We start from the raw sequence: 18481 nt of genomic DNA on the forward strand, positions 1-18481 counted from the left end.
GTGGCCGGTCCGGGACGGGGAGGTTCGGACGCGGCGGAGCGCCGGACCGCGGAGTCAGATGCCGGGTGCGGGGATGTCGGCGCACCTGCCCGAGCCGGTCGTCGCGGCTTGCCCGGCTGGTGTGGTGCACGCCATAGCGCTGAGTGAACACCCTGGCCATGCCGTGAGTCAACCGGTTGATTGAGGCTGATTTCCGCCTCAATCAACCGGTTGACTCACCGAGATCGGCGATGTTTACTGCGGCCATGCCGCCTTTTCCGGCATGAGCCCGCACTTCGTGGCCGGGCGAGCCGGAAACGGGCTGATCCGCCCTTCGTCGACGAACAGGGAGGCGGAAACAAGATGAAGGTCAGCATCGAGCAGGACAGATGCATCGCCGCTGGTCAATGCGTCGCTGCCGCACCGGAGGTCTTCGATCAGCGCGATGAGGACGGTGTCGTGGTGCTGCTGACGCCGGTCGCGCCGGACGGCACGGAGGACGACGTCCAGCACGCCGCGTCGGCCTGTCCCGCGCAGGTGATCCACGTCCAGGTCTGACGGCCCCACCGCACCGGAAGGAACGCGGAACCCATGTCCGAGACACTGGCCTCCGGCGCTACCGCCGGGTCCACGCCGTACTTCCCGATGGAGCGGGCGGCAGGATGCCCGTTCGACCCGCCGTCCGCCCTCCGCTCGACCGTCGCCGACCGCCCGATCTCGCGGGTGCGGATCTGGGACGGCAGCGAGCCCTGGATCGTGACCGGCCACGCCGAACAGCGCGCGCTCCTGTCGGATCCGCGGGTCAGCGTGGACGACCGGTTGCCGAACTTCCCGCACTGGAACGAGGGCATCGCGACGATGGCGCCGCAGCGCCCCGATTCGGTGTTCAACACGGACCCTCCGGTGCACAGCAGGCTCCGCCGGATGATGACGGCGCCGTTCACGGTCAAACGGGTGCAGGCGATGCGCCCGGTCGTCGAGCGGATCGCGGGCGAGCTGCTCGACGCGATGACGCAGGGGCCTGCGCCCGCCGACCTGGTCTCGTCCTTCGCGCTCCCGCTGCCGACGTTGATGATCAGCGACATCCTCGGCGTGCCGTACGACGATCACGAGTTCATCCAGCACCACGCCACGGTCGGGGTGGACCGCTACGCGACGGCCGAGCAGTCGATGCAGTCGTTCGCGGCGCAGGTCGAGTACCTGGTCGGGCTCGTCGAGCAGCGCGTCGCCGAACCGCAGGACGACGTGATCTCCGACTTCGCCAAGCGGGTCGCCGCCGAGGAGATCACGGTGTCCGAGGCCGCGCAGATGGGGCTGGGCCTGCTCATCGCGGGGCATGAGACGAGTTCCAACATGATCGGCCTCGGCGTGCTCGCGCTGCTGCAGGACCCGGAGCAGCTCGCCGTGCTGCGCGACGCCGAGGACCCGGCGGTGGTCGCCGGCGCGGTGGAGGAACTGCTGCGCTACCTCGGGATCATCCACAACGGACAGCGGCGGATCGCCAAGGAGGACATCGAGGTCGGCGGTACCGCGATCCGTGCGGGAGAGGGAATCATCATCGAGCTGGCGACCGCCAACCGCGATCCCCGCACCTTCGTCGAGCCCGACGAGCTCGACCTCGGCCGCTCGGCGCGTGATCACCACGCGTTCGGCTACGGGATCCACCAGTGCATCGGTCAGCAATTGGCGCGCGTGGAGCTGCAGGTCGTGTTCGGCATGCTCTTCAAGCGCATTCCCACGTTGCGGCTGGCCACGACCGTCGACGAGGTCGAGTTCAAGCACGACCGGCTCGCCTACGGCGTCTACGAGCTTCCGGTGACCTGGTGACGCTCCCCGAGTGGAACGGAGAACGCAGCGTGAACGAGCTTTCAGGTCGGATCGCCGTCGTGACGGGAGGCGCCGCAGGACTCGGACGCGGTGTCGCCGAACGGTTCGTCGGCGCGGGCGCGCGGGTCGTGATCGCCGATGTGGACCAGGTGGCGGGAGAGGGGACAGCGGCGGCGCTGGGCGACGCCGTGGTCTTCCGGCGCACCGACGTGGCCGAACCGGACCAGGTGCGGGACCTCGTCCAGTCCACGGTGGACACGTTCGGCGGCGTGGACGTCATGGTCAACAACGCCGGGGTGTCCGGGACGATGCACGCCCGGTTCCTCGACGAGGACTTCACCGACTTCTCCGAAGTCATGTCGGTCAACCTGCTGGGCGTCATGGCCGGCACCCAGCAGGCGGCCCGGCACATGGTCGAGCGCGGCGGCGGTTCCATCATCAACGTGACCTCCATCGGCGGAATCGCCGCCGGGCGCAGCGTGATCAGCTACCGCGCATCGAAGGCCGGCGTCATCCAGATGAGCAAGTCGGTCGCGATCGACCTCGCCGAGCACGGGGTGCGAGTGAACTGCATCGCCCCGGGCAACATCCCGACCGGGTTGCTCGCCGGGGCGATGGCCGACGGCGACGCGGACGGCCGGGCCGCCGTGATCCGCTCCGTGATGGGGGTGTCCAGACCGCTGAAGCGGGAGGGCGCGGCGAGCGATGTCGCCGAGGCGGCGCTGTACCTGGCGGGGGATGGCTCGGCCTACGTCACCGGTGTCGTGCTCCCCGTCGACGGCGGCACCACGGCAGGCACCCCGTTCAAGTCGGAGGACCTGATCAAGCTCGCGACCGCGGAGACGGTGCCATGAGACACTTGATGACCGAACCCGCCGGGAGGGAAGCCCGGCCCCGCGCGATCAAGCCGTTGAGCCTGCCCGCGGCCGAGCGGCTGTTCGCCGAGCGGGGCGTGCGGGCGCTGTCGGACCGGCAGATCGCCGACGCTGCCGGACGTGGCGACGCGGTGACCGGCGGCCCGGGGACGAAGGCCGAATTGGTGCGGGCGATCACCCGCGGGTTCACCGCCGAGGTCGAGCGTTCCCGCGTCGCGATGATCGCCGAAACCGACTCCTCGGCGGGGATCCGGGACTGGTTGCGGTGCCTGATCCGCCCGTGGACCGACCACTTCAGCAGCGCGGGCACGACGTACTTCGCGCGGCTGTGCGAGCAGGTCATGGTGGCTTCGGACCTCAAGGCGGTCGTCACGACGGAGGCGTGCCGATCGCCCTCGCTGCGGCAGGCGCACCGGGCGGTGCTGCGCTCGCTGCCCGCGCTGCCGGACGACGTCGCCGCCGAGCGCGGGCAGATCGTCGGGCAGGTGATCGTGCACATGTGCGCCGACCGGGAGCGCGCGCCGGCCGACGGTGCCGCGGCGCAGCCGCCGAGCTGGCGGGATCTGGAGGCGGGTCTGCTGGACGCGTTGGTGGGCATATGGACCGCACCGTGCACTCGATCGGGCTCGGGTCCCGGGAGCGGGCGATGACGTCCCCGGACGCGAACGCGGTCCGGCGTGTGGCCTGCCTCGCCTCCCGTGGAAGCCCGCGGTCAGGGGCGTTACGGTTCCGGAACGAGCGCCCCGCCGCCCCACGGGCCGGTAGGAGTCCGCTATGACCCCTGTCGACGAGACGACGAGACGAAGAGGCCAGCGAACCGGTGGACGAGATCAGGTTGGCGGCAGGAGGCGACGTCCCTCCGCCCGGCGAATCCGTGACGCCGCAAGCCGTGGCCGCGCAGGCTCGCAGGGACGCCACGCGCAAGGCGATTCTGGCGACCGCCGTGCGGTTGTTCGCCGAGCAAGGCGTCCTGGCGGTGTCGAACCGCCAGATCGGATCGGCCGCCGGCAGGGGGAACACCTCCGTCGTCGGCTACTACTTCGACTCCAAAGCCGATCTCGTGCGGGAACTCGTGCGCGGGTTCAACGCCCGGGTCGAGCAGAACCGCGAGCAGCGCTTCCTGCGGATGGGGCGCTCCCCGGACGTCCGCGACTGGATCGGTTGCCTCGTGCACCCCTACGCCGAGCTGCTGAACGCCGACGGCCCGAACACGTGGTTCGCGCGGTTCATGGCCCAGGTCGTGGCCGATCCCGGGTTGCGCCGGATCGCGGTCGAGGAAGCGGGATCGGACTCGGTCGCGCGGATATCTGCTGGGCTCCGGGAATGCCTGCCCGGCCTGACCGAGCACGCGGTGCGCGACCGCTCCCGGATCTCCACGCACGTGATCGTCCAGATGTGCGCCGAACGCGAGCGCGCGCTCGCCGAGGGAACGCCGGTGACCCCTCCGACGTGGGAAGAGGCGGCGACGTCCCTGGTGGACGTCCTCGTCGGGATGTGGACCGCTGAGGTCACCCCGGCCGAGGACGGCGACGACTCCTGATCCCGACCGGCTCGCGGATGACGGGGTAGGTCGCCGAACAGTGCGCCGGTGGTTCTGCTGGCGCTCCGGTACACCCGATTTCCCGGCACATCCCGAGTTCGAGAGGATGACGATGTCCACCTGGGATTGCTCGTACGACTTCGTCAGCGTCGGCAGCGGCGGTGGCGGCCTGGTCGGCGCGCTGCGCGCGGCCGATGCCGGATGCTCGTCGCTGGTGCTTGAGAAGCAGTCGCTCGTCGGCGGTTCCACCGCGATGTCCGGTGGGATGGTGTGGATTCCGAACAACCCGCTGCTGTCCGAGGACGGGGTCCCCGACTCGTACGACGACGGGATGGCGTACTTCGCCTCCGCCGTGGGCGAGGCCGGTCCCGGGTCGTCGCAGCGGCGCCGCCACGCGTACCTGACCGATGGTCCGCGGATGGTCTCGTTCCTGCGGGACAGCGGCATGCGGTTCACCCGGTGCGCCGGATACCCCGACTACTACGACAACGTGGAGGGCGGCAAGGCGGAGGGACGTTCCATCGAGGGCGTCCCGCACGACGCGCGCGGTCTGGGCGAGTGGCGGGAGAGGCTGCAACCGGGTCTGGCGTCGTCGGTCGGATTTCCCGCGATGACCGAGGAGATCCCGTTCCTGATGCACTTCAACCGCTCGTGGCGGAGCCTGGGCATCGCGATCCGCATCGCCGCGCGTGGGGTGCTCGCGAAGATCCGCCGTCGACCGCTGCTCACCAACGGCTCCTCGCTGATCGGGCAGATGGTGGAAATCGCCGTGGCGCGCGGTATTCCGATCTGGCTGGACACCTCGGTGCAGGAGCTCGTCGTCGAGGGCGGGCGGGTGACCGGTGTCCGCGTGACCCGCGACGGCGCCACGGTGAGCGTCCAGGCCCGCAAGGGCGTGCTGCTGGCTGCCGGGGGTTTCGCGCGCAACGAGGAGATGCGCCTGGAACACGGGGCGGAGCAGCGGACCACGGGCGAGTGGTCGATGTCCAATCCGGGGGACACCGGGGAGGTCCTGGCCACCGCGATGGCGCTGGGCGCGCAGACCGACCTGCTCGACGAGGCGTGGTGGCTGCCCAACCCTTCGGAGTACTTCGCCATGTCCGCGCTCAACAGCGCGCGCCAGCGGGCGCACACGATCTACGTCGACGCGGCCGGCGAACGTTTCTGCAACGAGGCCAACTCGTATGTCGAGGTCGGCAAGGCGATGTTCGCGCGGAACAAGCGGTCCAGCGCGGTCCCGTGCTGGCTGGTGTTCGACGACAACTACCGGCGCCGCTACGCGCACTCGCAGACCAGCGTCGGTCGGCTCCCGGCGAAATGGCTGGCCAGCGGCGAGATCAAGAAGGCGGCGACGCTGGCCGAGCTGGCCCGGTCGTGCGGGATCGACGAAGAGGGGCTGGCGCGGACGGTCGCCCGGTTCAACGAACACGCCGCGCACGGTCGCGACCCGGTGTACGGGCGTGGGGAGTCGCAGTACAACCGGCATCTGGGCGATCCGGGGCACAAGCCGAACCCGGCGCTGGGGCCGCTGGACCGGTCGCCGTTCTACGCGCTGCCGATCTTCCCGAGCGACGTGGGCACCTGCGGCGGTCTGGTGACCGACGAGCACGCGCGGGTGCTCGGGGCCGACGGTGAATGCCTGCCCGGGCTGTACGCCACCGGCAACATCACGGCGACCGTCATGGGCCGGACGTACCTGGGCGCGGGAGGGAGCATCGGCAACACGATGGTCTTCGGTTTCGCCGCCGCGGAACACGCCTGCGGTGCGGTGCCGTCGGCAGCGGGCCGATAGCGCTGCCCGCGCGAACCCGCCCGGTCGGCCCGGGCGGGTTCGCGCCCAGCCGTTCCGGGCTCAGCGGGCGGCCCAGTTGACGGTCTTGGTCTCCAGGTACTCGTCGAGGCCGAATTCACCCCACTCGCGGCCGATTCCGCTCTGCTTGTAACCGCCGAACGCGGCGCGCGGGTTCACCCCGCCGCCACCGCCGTTGATCGTGACGGTGCCGGAGCGCAGCCGGCAGGCGATGGCGTGCGCGGTGGCGGTGTCGGCGCTCCAGACGCCGGCGGCCAGCCCGTACGGGCTGTCGTTGGCGATGCGGACCGCCTCCTCGTCGCCGCGGAACGCGATGACGACGCCGACCGGTCCGAAGAACTCGGTGCGCGCGATCGTCATCGCGTTGTCGACGCCGGTGAACAGCGTGGGTTCCACGAAGTGACCCCGTTGCAGACCGGGCGGCCGCCCACCGCCGCAGGCCAGGTGCGCGGCCTCCTCCTGGCCGGTGCGGATCAGCTTCTCGACCTTGTCCCGCTGCGCCTCGCTGATCAGCGGACCCATCGTGGTGGTCTCGGTCGCCGGATCGCCGACGGTCACCGCGGCCAGGCCGTCGAGGATGCGCTGGACGAGTTCGTCGTGCACCGACTCGTGGACGATCGTGCGCGTGAGCAGCGAACAACCCTGCCCGGCGTGCGTGGTGATGCCCGCGATGGCGGATCGGGCGGCCCCGTCGAGATCGGCGTCGGCGCGGACGACGTTCGCCGACTTGCCGCCGAGTTCGAGAACGACCTTCTTCATCGAAGCGGCCGCCTGCGAGTACACGGTGCGCCCCACGTCGTCCGAACCGGTGAAGCTGACCAGGTCGACCATCGGGTTCGTGGTCAGCTCGGTGCCGCAGTCGACGTCCCCGGTGACCACGTTGACCACGCCGGGCGGCAGACCGGCGGCATCGGCGAAATCACCGATCAGCAGCGACTCCAGCGGGGTCGCCGGTGCCGGTTTGAGCACGGCGGTGCAGCCTGCGGCCAGCGCGGGGATCAGCTTCATCATGCTGAGGAAGAACGGGAAGTTGTAGGCCGCGATCAGCGCGCACACCCCGAACGGCTCGCGGCGCAGCTGCCCCTGGGAGACCCCGATGCCGGGCGTGACGGTGGGATCCATCGGGCGGTCCCAGGGGAAGGCGGGCATCACCCGCTCCGCCATGTCCCGCAGGTGCGCTACCGGGACGGAGGTTTGTAGGCTTTCGGCCAGCCAGCGGGCCGAACCGGCTTCGGCCATGTTGACCGCGACGATGTCGGGAAGGCGCCGCTCCATCTCCTCGGCCATGCGCAGCAGGACCGAGGCCCGCTCGGCGGGTTTCATCCGCGGCCACGGACCGTCGTCGAAGGCCCGACGGGCCGCCTCGATCGCGCGCCGGACGTCGGGGAGCGCGGCTCGCGGGACGTCCGCGATCTGCTCTTCCGTCGCCGGGTTGTGCACGGTGGTCCGGGTTCCGGATTCGCCGTCGGTGCGGTGCCCGTCGATGTAGAGCTGCGACGAGAACGAGAAGGCCGTCATGTCGTCTCCTGACCGCTGAGCGCCATTGACCAATTTCAGGATACTGAAATACCGTAGCGGGATGGCGGTGCAGACGGAAGTGCCGGCCGCACCGGACGGGGACCGCTGATGCCCCGCGGGGCGATCCGGTTCCGCGGGCGGGAGATGCGCGACGACCGCGCGCTGGTCATGGCGATCGTGAACCGCACCCCGGACTCGTTCTACGACCGCGGCGCCACGTTCGGCTGGGACCGCGCGGTCGCGGCCGCCGAGCAGGCGGTCGCCGACGGCGCAGACATCGTCGACGTCGGCGGGGTCAAGGCCGGACCCGGTCCCGACGTCGACGTCGACGAGGAGGTCCGCCGGGTCGTGCCGTTCGTGGCCGAGATCCGCGCCCGGTTCCCGGCCCTGGCCATCAGCGTGGACACCTGGCGGCACGAGGTCGGCCGGCTCGCCTGCGCGGAAGGGGCCGACCTGCTCAACGACACGTGGGCGGGCGCGGACCCGAAGCTCGCCGACGTCGCCGCCGAGTTCGGCGCCGGGTACGTCTGCACGCACACCGGCGGCGCCACTCCGAGAACGCGTCCGCACCGGGCGGCGTTCGACGACGTGGTGGCCGACGTCCTCGCCGAGGTCACCAGCAGCGCCCGAGCGCTGGTGCGGTCCGGTGTGCCGGAGGAGGGGATCCTGATCGATCCGACGCACGACTTCGGCAAGAACACCTGGCACTCCCTCGAACTCACCCGCCGGTTCGGGGAACTGACCGGCTCCGGCTGGCCGGTGCTGGCATCGCTGTCCAACAAGGACTTCATCGGTGAAGCGCTGGATGCGCCGGTGGGTGAGCGCGGGACCGGCACCCTCGCGGTGACGGCGGTCTGCGCGTGGCAGGGCGCCGCGGTGTTCCGCGCGCACAACGTGGCCGAGACCCGCCAGCTGCTCGACATGGTCGCGGTGGTGGGCGGTCGGCAGGCACCTGCGCGGACCGTCCGGGGGCTGGCGTGATCGTACGAGCGGCGATCTGCCCGCACCCGCCGCTGCTCCTGCCGGGCGCGACCGGCGGCGTGCTCCACGAGGTGGAGGAACTGCGGGCCGCGTGCCGGTCGGCGGTCGACGACCTGGTCACCGCCGCGCCGGATCTGCTGGTCGTCGTGGGCGGGGCGTCCGCCACCCGCCTGTGGTCCACCGATGCCGCCAGTCCGCTGTCCTCGTTCGCGCGCGGCAGCACGGCCGCACCCGAGGGCGAGACCCTGCCGCTGAGCCTCGCCGTCGGCAGGGAACTGACCGCCGGATGGCCGGTCGAGCTGCGCGGTGTACGCGCGGCCGATCCCGTGGACCGCTGCCGCCGCCACGGCAGGACCCTCGCCGAGCGGACCGAGCGGATCGGTCTGCTCGTCATGGCCGACGGCAGCGCGCGCCGCGGTCCGAAGGCGCCCGGCTACGAGCATCCCGGAGCCGCGGCCGTGGACCGGGACGTCGACGAGGCGCTGCGTGCGGGCGACTGCGCGTCGATCCTGCGCCTGGATCCCGGTTCGGCCGACGAACTGCTCATCGGTGGTCGGGCGGCCTGGCAGGTGCTGGCCGGGGCTTGCGCGGACCGCGCTGTCCGGGCGAGGTGCCTCTACAGCGACGACCCGTTCGGGGTCTGGTACCCGGTCTTCGTCTGGGACCCGGACCGGGCGGGCCACCCGCCCCGGTGAGCAGGAGCGGCGGTCCCGGGTCAGGCGATCGGCGCGAGTTCGTCGACGAGTCCCCAGTCCAGCGCCGTCGCGGCGTCCAGCGGCTCGCCGGACAGGGCCAGCAGCAGGGCGCGCCGGCGCCCGATGCGGCGAGGTATGCCGACCGTCCCGCCGGCACCGGGGATCAGCCCCATCCCGACCTCGGGGAGCCGGAACGTCGCGGCCGGATCGGCGATGACGTGACCGGCGAACGCGGCGAGCTCGATGCCCGCACCGACGCACGCCCCGTGCACCCGGGCCCGGGTGCGCTCGGCCAGCCGGTGCAGGCGAAGGCCGGCACCGGCGCGGGTCCGGACGAAGTGCGCGGTCGCCGGGTCGGGGGCGCTGCCGAACTCGTCGAGGTCACCGCCGGCGCAGAACGACCGACCGGCCCCGTCGAGGACGATGCGGGTCACGGTGTCGTCGTGCTCGGCGACGGCCAGCGCTTCGACGAGCGCATCGCGCAGCAGGGCGCCGTGGGCGTTGCGGCGCTCCGGGATGTTGAGCCTGATGTGCAGCTCGTCGCCGGATCTGGTGGCCAGCACGGGTTCCGGCGTCTCGGGTGGCGCGGGCCGGTGGCCCCGGGCGTCGAGCCAGCGCCGGAACTCGGTGCCGCCCAGCAGGGTGGAGTAGGCGAGCGATTCGACGTCCAGCGCGCCCGGCACCGCAAGATCGGCGGTGGTGCGCAGCACCTGCGCGAGCACGAGGGCGGCCTGCGGGTTGGCCTCGGCGGCCGTGCGCAAACGCGCGGCGGTGCTGCCGGGATCCTCGACCACGGCAAACATCGGACCGGCTCCGGCGAGCTCCGGTGGGCCGAGCGCGAGATCCAGCGCGGCGACCAGTTCCCGGCGGTCCGGGACGATCCGGTCCGCGCCGGTGAGCCCGATCAGCACCCGGTCCGACGACCTGGCGGCCCGCACGGCCTCGGCGAGCGCGAGCTCGTCGACCGGGGTGTCGAGCTCGACGACGAGCAGCGGATCGACGATCCGGCCGTCGTCCGCGAACAACGGCGCGCGCGCCGCGACGGCGAATTCGGCGAACGAAACCATGGTTCCCAACCGATGTGCGGATCGTCCACAACGGATTCGAGGGTACCATCGCGCGCGTGGCGATTGAACCGTTCGCGCCCGACGCGGAGGCGGACTGGGCCCACAGCGGGGTGGTGGCGCTGACCGGGGATCCGGCGGGGGCGCCGCTGATCCCGCCCGGCCGCGCGGCCACCGCGGCGCGGGAGGTGGCCGATCGTTGCGGCCTGCCGGTCGACGGCCGGCGGTTGCTGGCCGAGCGGGCGGCGTTCACCGGTCGCGGCAGGCGCGGTGCCGTTTCGGTCGGGGGTGGTTGCCGGATGCTGCCGACCGGCGATGGCTGGGCCGCGGTCTCCTGCGCCCGGCCGGACGACCCGGCGCTGCTCGGCGCGCTGATCGAGGCCGAGGTGTCCGATGATCCCTGGCCTGCGGTGGCGGAATGGCTGCGCGGCCGCTCCGGCGAGGAGTTGACCGAACGTGCCGCGCTGCTCGGTGTCGCGGCGGGCGCGGTCCGAGAACCGGGGGCTCCCGCGGACCTGCCGACCCCCGGGCGGGCCCGTGCGGTGTCCGGATTGCGCGTGCTGGACTTCAGTGCGTTGTGGGCCGGACCGTTGTGCGCGCACCTGCTGGGGCTGCTGGGAGCCGACGTGGTCAAGGTGGAGACGCCGTCGCGGCCCGACGGCGCGCGCGGCGGCGACGCGGAGTTCTACCGGCTGCTGCACGCGGGCAACCGGTCGGTGGTGCTCGATCCGGACGAGCCGGGGCAGCGCCGGGCACTGGCGCGCCTGGTGGAGACCGCGGACATCGTCGTCGAAGCCTCGCGGCCGCGCGCGTTGGAGCGCTTCGGGCTCGACGCGGCGGCCGCCGCCGAGGCGGGCACGATCTGGGTGTCGGTGACCGCCTACGGCAGGGGTGACGACCGGGTCGGATTCGGCGACGACGTGGCCGCGGCGAGCGGACTGGTGGCCGTCGACGAGCGCGGCGTTCCGTGCTTCGTCGGCGACGCCATCGCGGATCCGCTCACCGGGATCGTCGCGGCCGAACTCGCGCTCTCGGAACCGGAGGGTGGCCGCGGCGCGCTCTATGACCTGGCCATGTCCGACGTCGTGTCGTCCACTATGGACACCGGATTGCCCGCTGCGCGCACGTGCCGGTCCGGCGGTCGATGGGTGACCGGCGGCGGCGTTCCGGTGGTTGCTCCGCGCCGCAGGGCGGTGGACGGTTCGGCGGCGGCCAGCGGTGCGCACACCGCGGAAGTGCTGCGCGAACTGGCGGTCTCGTGACCGGGCTGCTGCTGCGCGATGCCGCCGTCGACGGTGCGCGGGTGGACGTCCGGGTCGCCGGTACCGCGGTGGCCGAGATGGGCCCGGCCCTGGCCCGCGCGCCGGGGGAGGCGGTGCTCGACGCGCGCGGTGGCGCGCTGCTGCCGGGGCTCTGCGATCACCACCTGCATCTGCACGCGCTCGCCGCGCACCACCGCTCGGTACCGTGCGGCCCACCAGAGGTGGCGAACCGGGCGGAACTGGCCGAAGTGCTGGCGCGCGCCCGCCCGGACGAGCACGGCTGGATACGCGCCGTCGGCTACCACGAGTCGGTCGCCGGACCGCTCGACGGTGCCGCCCTGGACCGGCTGCACTCGGCGCGGCCGGTGCGGGTGCAGCACCGCAGCGGCGCGCTGTGGGTGGTCAACCGGGCGGCGGCCAGGACATTGGGCCTCGCCGCCGGCGACTGCCCCGGCATCGAACGCGATGACGCGGGCCGTCCCACCGGGCGGCTCTGGCGCGCCGACGGCTGGCTGCGCGAGCGGCTGGCGCCGTCCGGCCCACCCGACCTCGCCGAGATCGGCACGCGGCTGGCACGGCTGGGCATCACGTCCGTCACCGACGCGACTCCGGATCTCGACGCGACCGCGATCCGCGCGATCACCGATGCCATGGGGGCCTGCTCGCTGCCGCAACGGGTCCGGCTGCTGGGCGTGCCGCTCGGCCATCGCGTTCCGGCGGGTCCGCGCACTGGCCCGCACAAGATCGTGCTCGCCGACTCCGGCCTCCCCCCGTTCGTCGAGCTGACCGAGCGCATCCGCGCCGCGCACGGTGCGGGCAGGTCGGTCGCCGTGCACTGCGTGACGCGCACGGCGCTGGTCCTGCTGCTGGCCGCGTTCGCCGAAACCGGGACCCGCTCCGGCGACCGCGTCGAACACGCGGCGCTGGTCCCGGCCGAACTGGTGCCCCGGATCGCCGAGCTCGGCCTGCGCGTCGTGACCCAGCCGGGATTCCTGGCCCACCGGGGTGATGACTACCTGCGCGAGGTCCCCGGCGACGAGCACCCGGACCTCTACCGGATGCGCTCGCTGATCGGCGCGGGCGTCCAGGTCGCGGCGTCCAGCGACGCGCCCTACGGCCCGCACGACCCGTGGCGGGTGATCGCGGCCGCGGTCCGGCGCCGGACCCCGGCGGGTCGGATCGCCGGTCCGGCCGAGCGCGTCGACGCCGGTCGCGCCTTGGCCGGTTATCTCAGCGCCCCCGACGATCCCGGCGGCCCGGTCCGGCGGATCCGCACCGGGACGCCCGCCGATCTGGTCCTGCTGCGCGGCCCGCTGGCCGAGGCGTTGGCCACCCCGTCGGCGGACCTGGTCCGCGCCACGGTCATCGGAGGGCGCCTGGTGTCCGGGTCGTGACCGGCGTCGCGGGCCACGGGCCCCGTCAGGAATCCGCTGCCACGAGGTCGATGAGGGCGAGGCTGGACCGGGCGTAGGCGGCGCGGCGCTTGCGGCCCACCAGGAAGCTCGGCGGCGCGAAGTAGCCGACGTCGGCGGGCAGCGCACCGGAACGCGCGGCGAGCGCGGCCTTGGCGTCGGAAGTCGTTCCGCAGACGGCGATCTCGGTGAGCATGTCGTCGGTGACGGAGGCGGCCATCGCGTCGGTGTCCCCGCTGCGGAACGCTTCCCGCAGCCGCGCGACGGGTTCCTGCCATCCGTGGTGCTCCACGTACGGGTCGTAGGTCTTGACGGTGAGGTAGAAGGCGACCATGCGGCGGGCGTCGGCGATCGCGCGCTCGGGAGCGGAGTCGTCGACGGCGGTGATGATCCAGCCGTGCTCGGCCGGGCGCGCGGCGCGCTCCGCCGCGCCTCGTTCGGTCGCGCCGCGTTCCGCGGCCGGGCGCACCACGTCGTTCCACCAGGAGCGGGTGAACAACCCGTGCCCGATCACGCCGTCGCCGACCCGGCCGGCGGTGGTGGCCATGCCCGTGTTGAACGCCGCCAGCAGCACCGGGATGTCGAGCCGCCCGAGCACCGGGGCCCGGACGTCGGCGTCGATCTCGTAGAACTCGCCGGAGTAACGGACCTTCGCGCCGTTCTCCGCGCGCAGCCAGGCGCGAACGGCACCGGCGGTCTCCGCGATGCGCGCGGCCGGCCGGTCCGCGGGCACCCCGAACCAGTCCCGGTTGATGCGGAACGCCCCGGTGCCCAGCCCCAGGAACAGCCGGTCCGGAGCCGTCGCGTGCAGCTGGCGCATCGCGGTGGCGTGCGCGTAGGGCGTGCGGGAGAACGCGTAGGCGATGGCCGGACCGACCAGCGCGCGGTCGGTGTTGGCGACGATCTCGGCCAGGGTCGTGTACGGGTCGTGGTCGACGAAATCCCCGACGCAGAACGCGCCGGCACCGGCCTCCTCGGCTTCACCGGCGATCTCGGCGCCGGGCCACGGCATACCGAACCTCATCGCAACCTCCGTGCGGGTGTCGTGCTCGGGACGGGATCAGCGCAGTCGCCACTGCGGTGCGCGCACCGCCGAACGATCGATCTGCTCCTGGGCGATCGGGTTGCCGAGCTGGGTGTAGGACAGCCCGGTGCGCAGCGCCTGGGTGCGGGTGGTGTCCAGGGATTCCCAGATGGCGCGGACGGTTCCCTGGACCGCCGCGGGCGGTTTGGCGGCGATGATCCCGGCGATCTCGTCGGCGCGCTCCCGCAGCCGCTCGCCGGGCAGCACCTCGCTGACCAGGCCGATCTGCTCGGCACGCTGCGCGGACATCCGCTCGTCGAGCCCGAGCAGCGCGATGCGCAGCGTTTCGCCGAGCGGGATGCGCCGGGCGAGCCCGATCGGTTCGAGCGAGGCGGTGAGCCCGTAGCTGACGTGCGGGTCGAAGAACGTGGCGTCCGCGGAGCAGATGACGATGTCGGCCTCGTTGAGCCAGTAGAAGGCGCCGCCGGCCGCCATCCCGTGCACCGCGCAGACCAGCGGTTTCCACACCTGGTTGAGCTTGGGTGAGAGGTGCTCGCCCGGGTCGGTCCGGGTCCAGACGTTCGCGTGGCGGTCGATGCCCTCCTTGACGTCGACCCCGGTGCAGAACGCGCGCTCGCCCGCCCCGCGCAGCACGACGACGCGCACGTCGTCGTCGGTCTTGACCCGGTGCCAGATGAGGTCGAAGTCGTCGAGCATGTCCTGGTTGAAGCTGTTCATGGCTTCCGGCCGGTTCAGGGTGATGGTGGCGACGTGGTCGGTCACGTCGAACAGGACGGTCTTCGGTTCCATGCGGCGGCTCCGTGGGTGGGCGCGGGCTCTTCCTCCCGGTTCCTGAGTAGAGTATAACGAATTACATGACGGAAGCTGGCTTGTCGATGGCTCGCCGGATCGGCCTCCCGGGCACCGACCGGAGTGAATCCACGTCCCGCGCTCCTTCGGAGTGGTCGTCGGTGCTGCGCAGGTCGCGGTTGGCTGATCGGCGTTTCGGGTGGCATGGCCAATCAGTGTACTCAAACGGACCCCGAACCCGGGAGGGGCGATGAGCGGGAAGGACGTGGCGAGCGGAGCGCTGCGCGCCGCGATCGGTGGCACGATGATCGCGCACGGAGTGCGGCACGGCCGCACTCTCGACGGTACGGCGGGCTGGTTCGGCTCGATCGGGTTCCGGCGGCCTCGGCAGCAGGCCGTCGCCAGCGCCGTCGTCGAGATCGCAGCGGGCGCGGCGCTCGCGGCCGGTGCGGCGACGCCGGTGGCGGCCTCGGCGGTGGTCGCGACGATGGGGGTCGCCGCTCGCTCGGTGCACCTGCCCAACGGATTCTTCATCACCGCCGAGGGGTACGAGTACGTTCTGCACCTCGGTGCGGCATCGGTCGCGCTGGCCGCGCTCGGAGCGGGCCGGTTCAGCGTGGACCGCGCGCTCGGCGTCGACGAGCTGTTGTCCGGCAGGCGGCGGGCCGCGCTCGCCGCCGGGCTCGGGACCGCGGCCGCGGCCGCGCACCTGGCCGCCTGCTGGCGGCCCCCGCAGGACGACGGCGAGGCGAACCAGGTCGGTGCCGGCGGGTGACCGGGGCCTCCGCCGGAAGTCGAGTACCGATATCCAGCCGATCGCCGGATTCCACGGCCCGTACCGGAGGACGCAGCGTGCTGACTGCTGATGACCGACCACTCCCGTCCCGGCTGCGCAGGGTGGTCTCCGCCGTTCCCGAGGCGACCGCGCTGACCTTCGAAGACCGCTGCTACCCGTGGGCGTTCCTGCGTCGCGCCGTCGAGGACCTGGACCGGCTGCTCACCGAGGCGGGAACGCCCGGTGCGCAGCGCATCGGTGTCGTCCTGCGCAATCGCCCCGGGCAGCTGGCCGCGCTGGTGGCGGTGATCGCCACCGGTCGCCAGGTCGTGACGCTGAGCCCGTTCCACGGCGATCTCGCGTTGGCCGAGGACATCGCGGCGACCGCCCCGCACGTGCTCGTCGCCGATGCCGAGGACTGGGCGAGGGCGGGGTTCTCGGACGCGGCCGCGGCGGTGGCGGCGCTGCCGGTCGAGACGGGCGAGGACGACGTGCCGCTGCGGGTGCGGGAGGCGGACTGGCCCGTCGTGCCCGGCGAGCCGGCGGGCGACGACGTCGCGGTGCTCATGCAGACCAGCGGGACGACCGGCAGGCCGAAGCGGGTCGAGCTGACCTATCACAAGCTCACCGCGGCGTTCGAGGCATCGGGAACGCCGGTGGCGGCCACCGAGGTCAGGTTGCGGGACCACCCCGCGATCCTGTGGACGTCGCTGGTGCACATCGGCGGGCTGTACTTCGCGATCGCCAACGTCGCGGCCGGATTGCAGACCGCGTTGCTGGAGCGGTTCGACGTGGCCGAATGGGCGGCCTTGGTGCGGCGGACGCGGCCGAGGCGGATCCGGCTGGCCCCGGCGGCGCTGCGGATGGTGCTGCACTCCGACCTGCCCTCGGACACCCTCGACGGCGTCGAGCAGGTGTCCTCCGGCACCGCCGCGCTGGACCCGGACGACGCCGACCGGTTCACCGCCCGCTTCGGCATCCCGGTGCTGTCGGTGTACGGCGCGACGGAGTTCGCCGGGGCGATCGCCGGGTGGGACCTGGCCCTGCACCAGCGGTGGTGGTCCGCGAAGCGGGGCAGCGTCGGCAGGCCGTTCCCCGGCATCGAGCTGCGCATCGTCGACCCGGGAACCGGTGAGCCCGTGCCGACCGGCGAGGTCGGCGCGCTGGAGGCGAAGGGCGACCAGCTGCCGGGGCACGATTGGGTGCGCACCACCGACCTGGCGAGTCTGGACGCCGACGGGTTCCTGCACATCCACGGCCGCGTCGACGAGGCGATCAACCGGGGCGGTTTCAAGGTCGTGCCGAGCGAGCTGGAGGACGTGGTGCGCGGGCATCCGGCGGTGCTCGACGCCTCGGTGGTCGGTATTCCGGACGAACGGCTCGGCGAAGTCCCGGTGGTCGCGGTGCTGGTCCGGGACGGCATCGCGCCTCCCGACGCGGCCGAGGTCCGGGAGTGGCTGGCGCAGCGGGTGGCCCGCTACCAGCTGCCGGTCGAGATCCGGTTCGTCGACGAGCTGCCGCGGACGCCGTCGCTGAAGGTGAGCCGCCCGGACGTGCGGGCGATGTTCACCCGGGCCGATTCGGCGCGGTAGGCACCGGGCGGGCCGGTGCGCTCCGGCCGACCCGGGGGCGCGGAGGACTGGCGGACAGCGGAGCCGCTGCGCAGGCGGGACCGGAAACCGGGTGGAGAGGAGACCGAGCATGAGGGATGCCGTCATCGTCGACGCCGTCCGCACGCCGATCGGCAAGCGGAACGGTGCGCTGTCGCGGATCCACGCAGCGGACCTGTCGGCGCTCACGCTCAACGCGCTGGTGGCGCGGACCGGGGTGTCTCCGTCGTCGGTGGACGACGTGGTGTGGGGATGCGTGACCCAGGTCGGCGATCAGTCCAGCAACGTGGCCAGATCCGCCGTGCTCGCGGCCGGATGGCCGGAGCACGTCCCCGGCGTGACGATCAACCGGGCGTGCGGGTCCGGCCAGCAGGCCGTCGACTCCGCGGCGCACGCCGTGCTGGCGGGCCAGTACGACCTCGTGGTCGCCGGTGGGGTGGAGACGATGAGCCGGGTGCCGCTCGGCGCGGCGCGGACCACCGGTCAGCCCTACGGCCCCGGTGTGTCGGCCCGCTACGGGGGATTCGAGTTCAACCAGGGGATCGGTGCCGAACTCATCGCCGAGCGGTGGGGATTCAGCCGGGGCAGGCTCGACGAGTTCGCCGCAGGCTCGCACGCCCGGGCCGCCGCGGCGATCGACGGGGGGATCTTCGACGACCACCTGGTGCGCATCGATCTCGACGGCACGACGTTCACCGCGGACGAAGGGCTGCGGCGGTCGACATCGCCCGAGACCTTGGCCGCCCTCAAGCCCTCGTTCACACCGGACGGCGTGATCCACGCCGGAAACGCCTCGCAGATCTCCGACGGCGCGGCCGCGCTGCTGATGACGACCGCTGAGCGCGCGGCCGAACTCGGCCTGACCCCGATCGCGCGCTACCACTCGGGAGCGGTCAGCGGAGCGGACCCGATCACGATGCTCACCGGACCGATCCCCGCGACGGAGAAGGTTCTGCGCAGGGCCGGACTGTCCATCGACGACATCGGGGTGTTCGAGGTGAACGAGGCGTTCGCGCCGGTCCCGCTGGCCTGGCTCGCGGAGACGGGCGCCGATCCCGACCGGGTCAACCCGCTGGGCGGGGCGATCGCGGTCGGCCATCCCCTCGGCGGTTCCGGTGCCATCCTGATGACGCGGCTGCTGGCCCGGATGCGGCAGCGCGACCTGCGCTACGGGCTGCAGACGATGTGCGAGGGCGGCGGCACGGCGAACGCCACGATCATCGAACGGCTGCGCTGAAGACCCGGCTGCGCGCACGTTGCGCATCGCCGGGTTCCCGGGCGTGGGGGGGGCGGGGGGGC

General features: G+C 72.6%; 17 protein-coding genes. 13 read left to right on the forward strand and 4 right to left on the reverse strand.

The features are described 5' to 3' along the window. The first annotated feature begins 342 nt into the window (after nucleotides 1-342). The 6 genes from IQ251_RS02315 to IQ251_RS02340 all read left to right on the forward strand — a co-directional run bounded on the left by IQ251_RS02315 (nucleotide 343) and on the right by IQ251_RS02340 (nucleotide 6013). Nucleotides 343-537 carry a ferredoxin gene (locus tag IQ251_RS02315; protein WP_193926724.1) on the forward strand — a complete coding sequence of 65 codons (195 nt, stop codon included), beginning with the start codon at nucleotides 343-345 and terminating at the stop codon, nucleotides 535-537. Nucleotides 538-570: 33 nt separating this feature from the next. After that, a complete protein-coding gene (locus IQ251_RS02320; RefSeq protein ID WP_193926725.1) occupies nucleotides 571-1806 on the forward strand; it encodes a cytochrome P450 in 1236 nt (411 codons plus the stop codon). Between the two features lie 29 nt (nucleotides 1807-1835). Further along, nucleotides 1836-2660, forward strand: coding sequence for an SDR family NAD(P)-dependent oxidoreductase (locus tag IQ251_RS02325; protein ID WP_193926726.1), 825 nt, complete (start codon nucleotides 1836-1838; stop codon nucleotides 2658-2660). 8 nt (nucleotides 2661-2668) lie between these two features. Next, nucleotides 2669-3331, forward strand: coding sequence for a TetR/AcrR family transcriptional regulator (locus IQ251_RS02330; protein WP_193926727.1), 663 nt, complete (start codon nucleotides 2669-2671; stop codon nucleotides 3329-3331). 170 nt (nucleotides 3332-3501) lie between these two features. Beyond that, the gene (locus IQ251_RS02335; protein ID WP_370591154.1) at nucleotides 3502-4221 is read left to right on the forward strand and encodes a TetR/AcrR family transcriptional regulator; all 720 of its coding nucleotides are present in this window, start codon (nucleotides 3502-3504) and stop codon (nucleotides 4219-4221) included. A gap of 112 nt (nucleotides 4222-4333) precedes the next feature. Beyond that, entirely contained in the window at nucleotides 4334-6013 is a 1680-nt protein-coding gene (locus tag IQ251_RS02340) for an FAD-binding protein (RefSeq protein WP_193926728.1), read from the forward strand. 60 nt (nucleotides 6014-6073) lie between these two features. Here IQ251_RS02340 and IQ251_RS02345 read toward each other — a convergent pair whose 3' ends face one another. After that, nucleotides 6074-7549: an aldehyde dehydrogenase family protein gene (locus tag IQ251_RS02345; RefSeq protein ID WP_193926729.1), complete on the reverse strand. Its 1476-nt coding sequence runs from the start codon at nucleotides 7547-7549 to the stop codon at nucleotides 6074-6076. Nucleotides 7550-7693: 144 nt separating this feature from the next. On the opposite strand from IQ251_RS02345, the gene folP reads away from it, so the two are divergent. Next, nucleotides 7694-8530 carry a dihydropteroate synthase gene (gene folP, locus IQ251_RS02350; RefSeq protein ID WP_193926744.1) on the forward strand — a complete coding sequence of 279 codons (837 nt, stop codon included), beginning with the start codon at nucleotides 7694-7696 and terminating at the stop codon, nucleotides 8528-8530. Next, entirely contained in the window at nucleotides 8527-9225 is a 699-nt protein-coding gene (locus IQ251_RS02355) for a class III extradiol ring-cleavage dioxygenase family protein (RefSeq protein ID WP_193926730.1), read from the forward strand. The genes folP and IQ251_RS02355 overlap by 4 nt, the downstream gene beginning before the upstream one ends. 20 nt (nucleotides 9226-9245) lie before the next feature. Here IQ251_RS02355 and IQ251_RS02360 read toward each other — a convergent pair whose 3' ends face one another. Then, entirely contained in the window at nucleotides 9246-10292 is a 1047-nt protein-coding gene (locus IQ251_RS02360) for an enoyl-CoA hydratase/isomerase family protein (RefSeq protein ID WP_193926731.1), read from the reverse strand. Between the two features lie 56 nt (nucleotides 10293-10348). Between IQ251_RS02360 and IQ251_RS02365 the strand changes: the two genes are divergently transcribed. Together IQ251_RS02365 and IQ251_RS02370 are read left to right on the forward strand one after the other, a co-directional pair. Continuing rightward, complete coding sequence (locus IQ251_RS02365) at nucleotides 10349-11551, forward strand: CoA transferase (protein ID WP_370591155.1); 1203 nt, start codon at nucleotides 10349-10351, stop codon at nucleotides 11549-11551. Continuing rightward, nucleotides 11548-12945, forward strand: coding sequence for an amidohydrolase family protein (locus tag IQ251_RS02370; protein WP_370591156.1), 1398 nt, complete (start codon nucleotides 11548-11550; stop codon nucleotides 12943-12945). Before IQ251_RS02365 ends, IQ251_RS02370 begins: the two co-directional genes overlap by 4 nt. Nucleotides 12946-12970: 25 nt before the next feature. Here the strand turns inward: IQ251_RS02370 and IQ251_RS02375 are convergent, their stop codons facing one another. Together IQ251_RS02375 and IQ251_RS02380 are read right to left on the reverse strand one after the other, a co-directional pair. Then, nucleotides 12971-13987 (reverse strand): LLM class flavin-dependent oxidoreductase, encoded by a 1017-nt coding sequence (locus IQ251_RS02375; RefSeq protein ID WP_193926733.1) that lies wholly within the window; start codon nucleotides 13985-13987, stop codon nucleotides 12971-12973. 36 nt (nucleotides 13988-14023) lie between these two features. Next, nucleotides 14024-14797, reverse strand: coding sequence for an enoyl-CoA hydratase/isomerase family protein (locus IQ251_RS02380; RefSeq protein WP_193926734.1), 774 nt, complete (start codon nucleotides 14795-14797; stop codon nucleotides 14024-14026). 250 nt (nucleotides 14798-15047) lie between these two features. On the opposite strand from IQ251_RS02380, the gene IQ251_RS02385 reads away from it, so the two are divergent. The 3 genes from IQ251_RS02385 (at nucleotide 15048) to IQ251_RS02395 (ending at nucleotide 18419) form a co-directional block, all read left to right on the forward strand. Next, nucleotides 15048-15572 (forward strand): DoxX family protein, encoded by a 525-nt coding sequence (locus tag IQ251_RS02385; protein WP_193926746.1) that lies wholly within the window; start codon nucleotides 15048-15050, stop codon nucleotides 15570-15572. Nucleotides 15573-15649: 77 nt separating this feature from the next. Beyond that, nucleotides 15650-17164 (forward strand): class I adenylate-forming enzyme family protein, encoded by a 1515-nt coding sequence (locus IQ251_RS02390; RefSeq protein WP_370591157.1) that lies wholly within the window; start codon nucleotides 15650-15652, stop codon nucleotides 17162-17164. 109 nt (nucleotides 17165-17273) lie between these two features. Next, nucleotides 17274-18419: a thiolase family protein gene (locus IQ251_RS02395; protein WP_193926735.1), complete on the forward strand. Its 1146-nt coding sequence runs from the start codon at nucleotides 17274-17276 to the stop codon at nucleotides 18417-18419. The last annotated feature ends 62 nt before the right edge of the window (nucleotides 18420-18481 follow it).

It is taken from the genome of Saccharopolyspora montiporae, from assembly GCF_015209505.1.
GTDB classification, from domain to species: Bacteria; Actinomycetota; Actinomycetes; order Mycobacteriales; family Pseudonocardiaceae; genus Saccharopolyspora; species Saccharopolyspora montiporae.

Excerpts from the sequence above, each read along its gene's own strand:
- IQ251_RS02395 (WP_193926735.1), top strand. The coding sequence starts at position 17,274 with ATGAGGGATGCCGTCATCGTCGACGCCGTCCGCACGCCGATCGGCAAG.
- folP (WP_193926744.1), top strand. The coding sequence starts at position 7,694 with ATGCGCGACGACCGCGCGCTGGTCATGGCGATCGTGAACCGCACCCCG.
- IQ251_RS02315 (WP_193926724.1), top strand. The coding sequence starts at position 343 with ATGAAGGTCAGCATCGAGCAGGACAGATGCATCGCCGCTGGTCAATGC.
- IQ251_RS02330 (WP_193926727.1), top strand. The coding sequence starts at position 2,669 with ATGACCGAACCCGCCGGGAGGGAAGCCCGGCCCCGCGCGATCAAGCCG.
- IQ251_RS02380 (WP_193926734.1), bottom strand. The coding sequence starts at position 14,797 with ATGGAACCGAAGACCGTCCTGTTCGACGTGACCGACCACGTCGCCACC.
- IQ251_RS02320 (WP_193926725.1), top strand. The coding sequence starts at position 571 with ATGTCCGAGACACTGGCCTCCGGCGCTACCGCCGGGTCCACGCCGTAC.
- IQ251_RS02345 (WP_193926729.1), bottom strand. The coding sequence starts at position 7,549 with ATGACGGCCTTCTCGTTCTCGTCGCAGCTCTACATCGACGGGCACCGC.
- IQ251_RS02385 (WP_193926746.1), top strand. The coding sequence starts at position 15,048 with ATGAGCGGGAAGGACGTGGCGAGCGGAGCGCTGCGCGCCGCGATCGGT.
- IQ251_RS02360 (WP_193926731.1), bottom strand. The coding sequence starts at position 10,292 with ATGGTTTCGTTCGCCGAATTCGCCGTCGCGGCGCGCGCGCCGTTGTTC.
- IQ251_RS02375 (WP_193926733.1), bottom strand. The coding sequence starts at position 13,987 with ATGAGGTTCGGTATGCCGTGGCCCGGCGCCGAGATCGCCGGTGAAGCC.
- IQ251_RS02340 (WP_193926728.1), top strand. The coding sequence starts at position 4,334 with ATGTCCACCTGGGATTGCTCGTACGACTTCGTCAGCGTCGGCAGCGGC.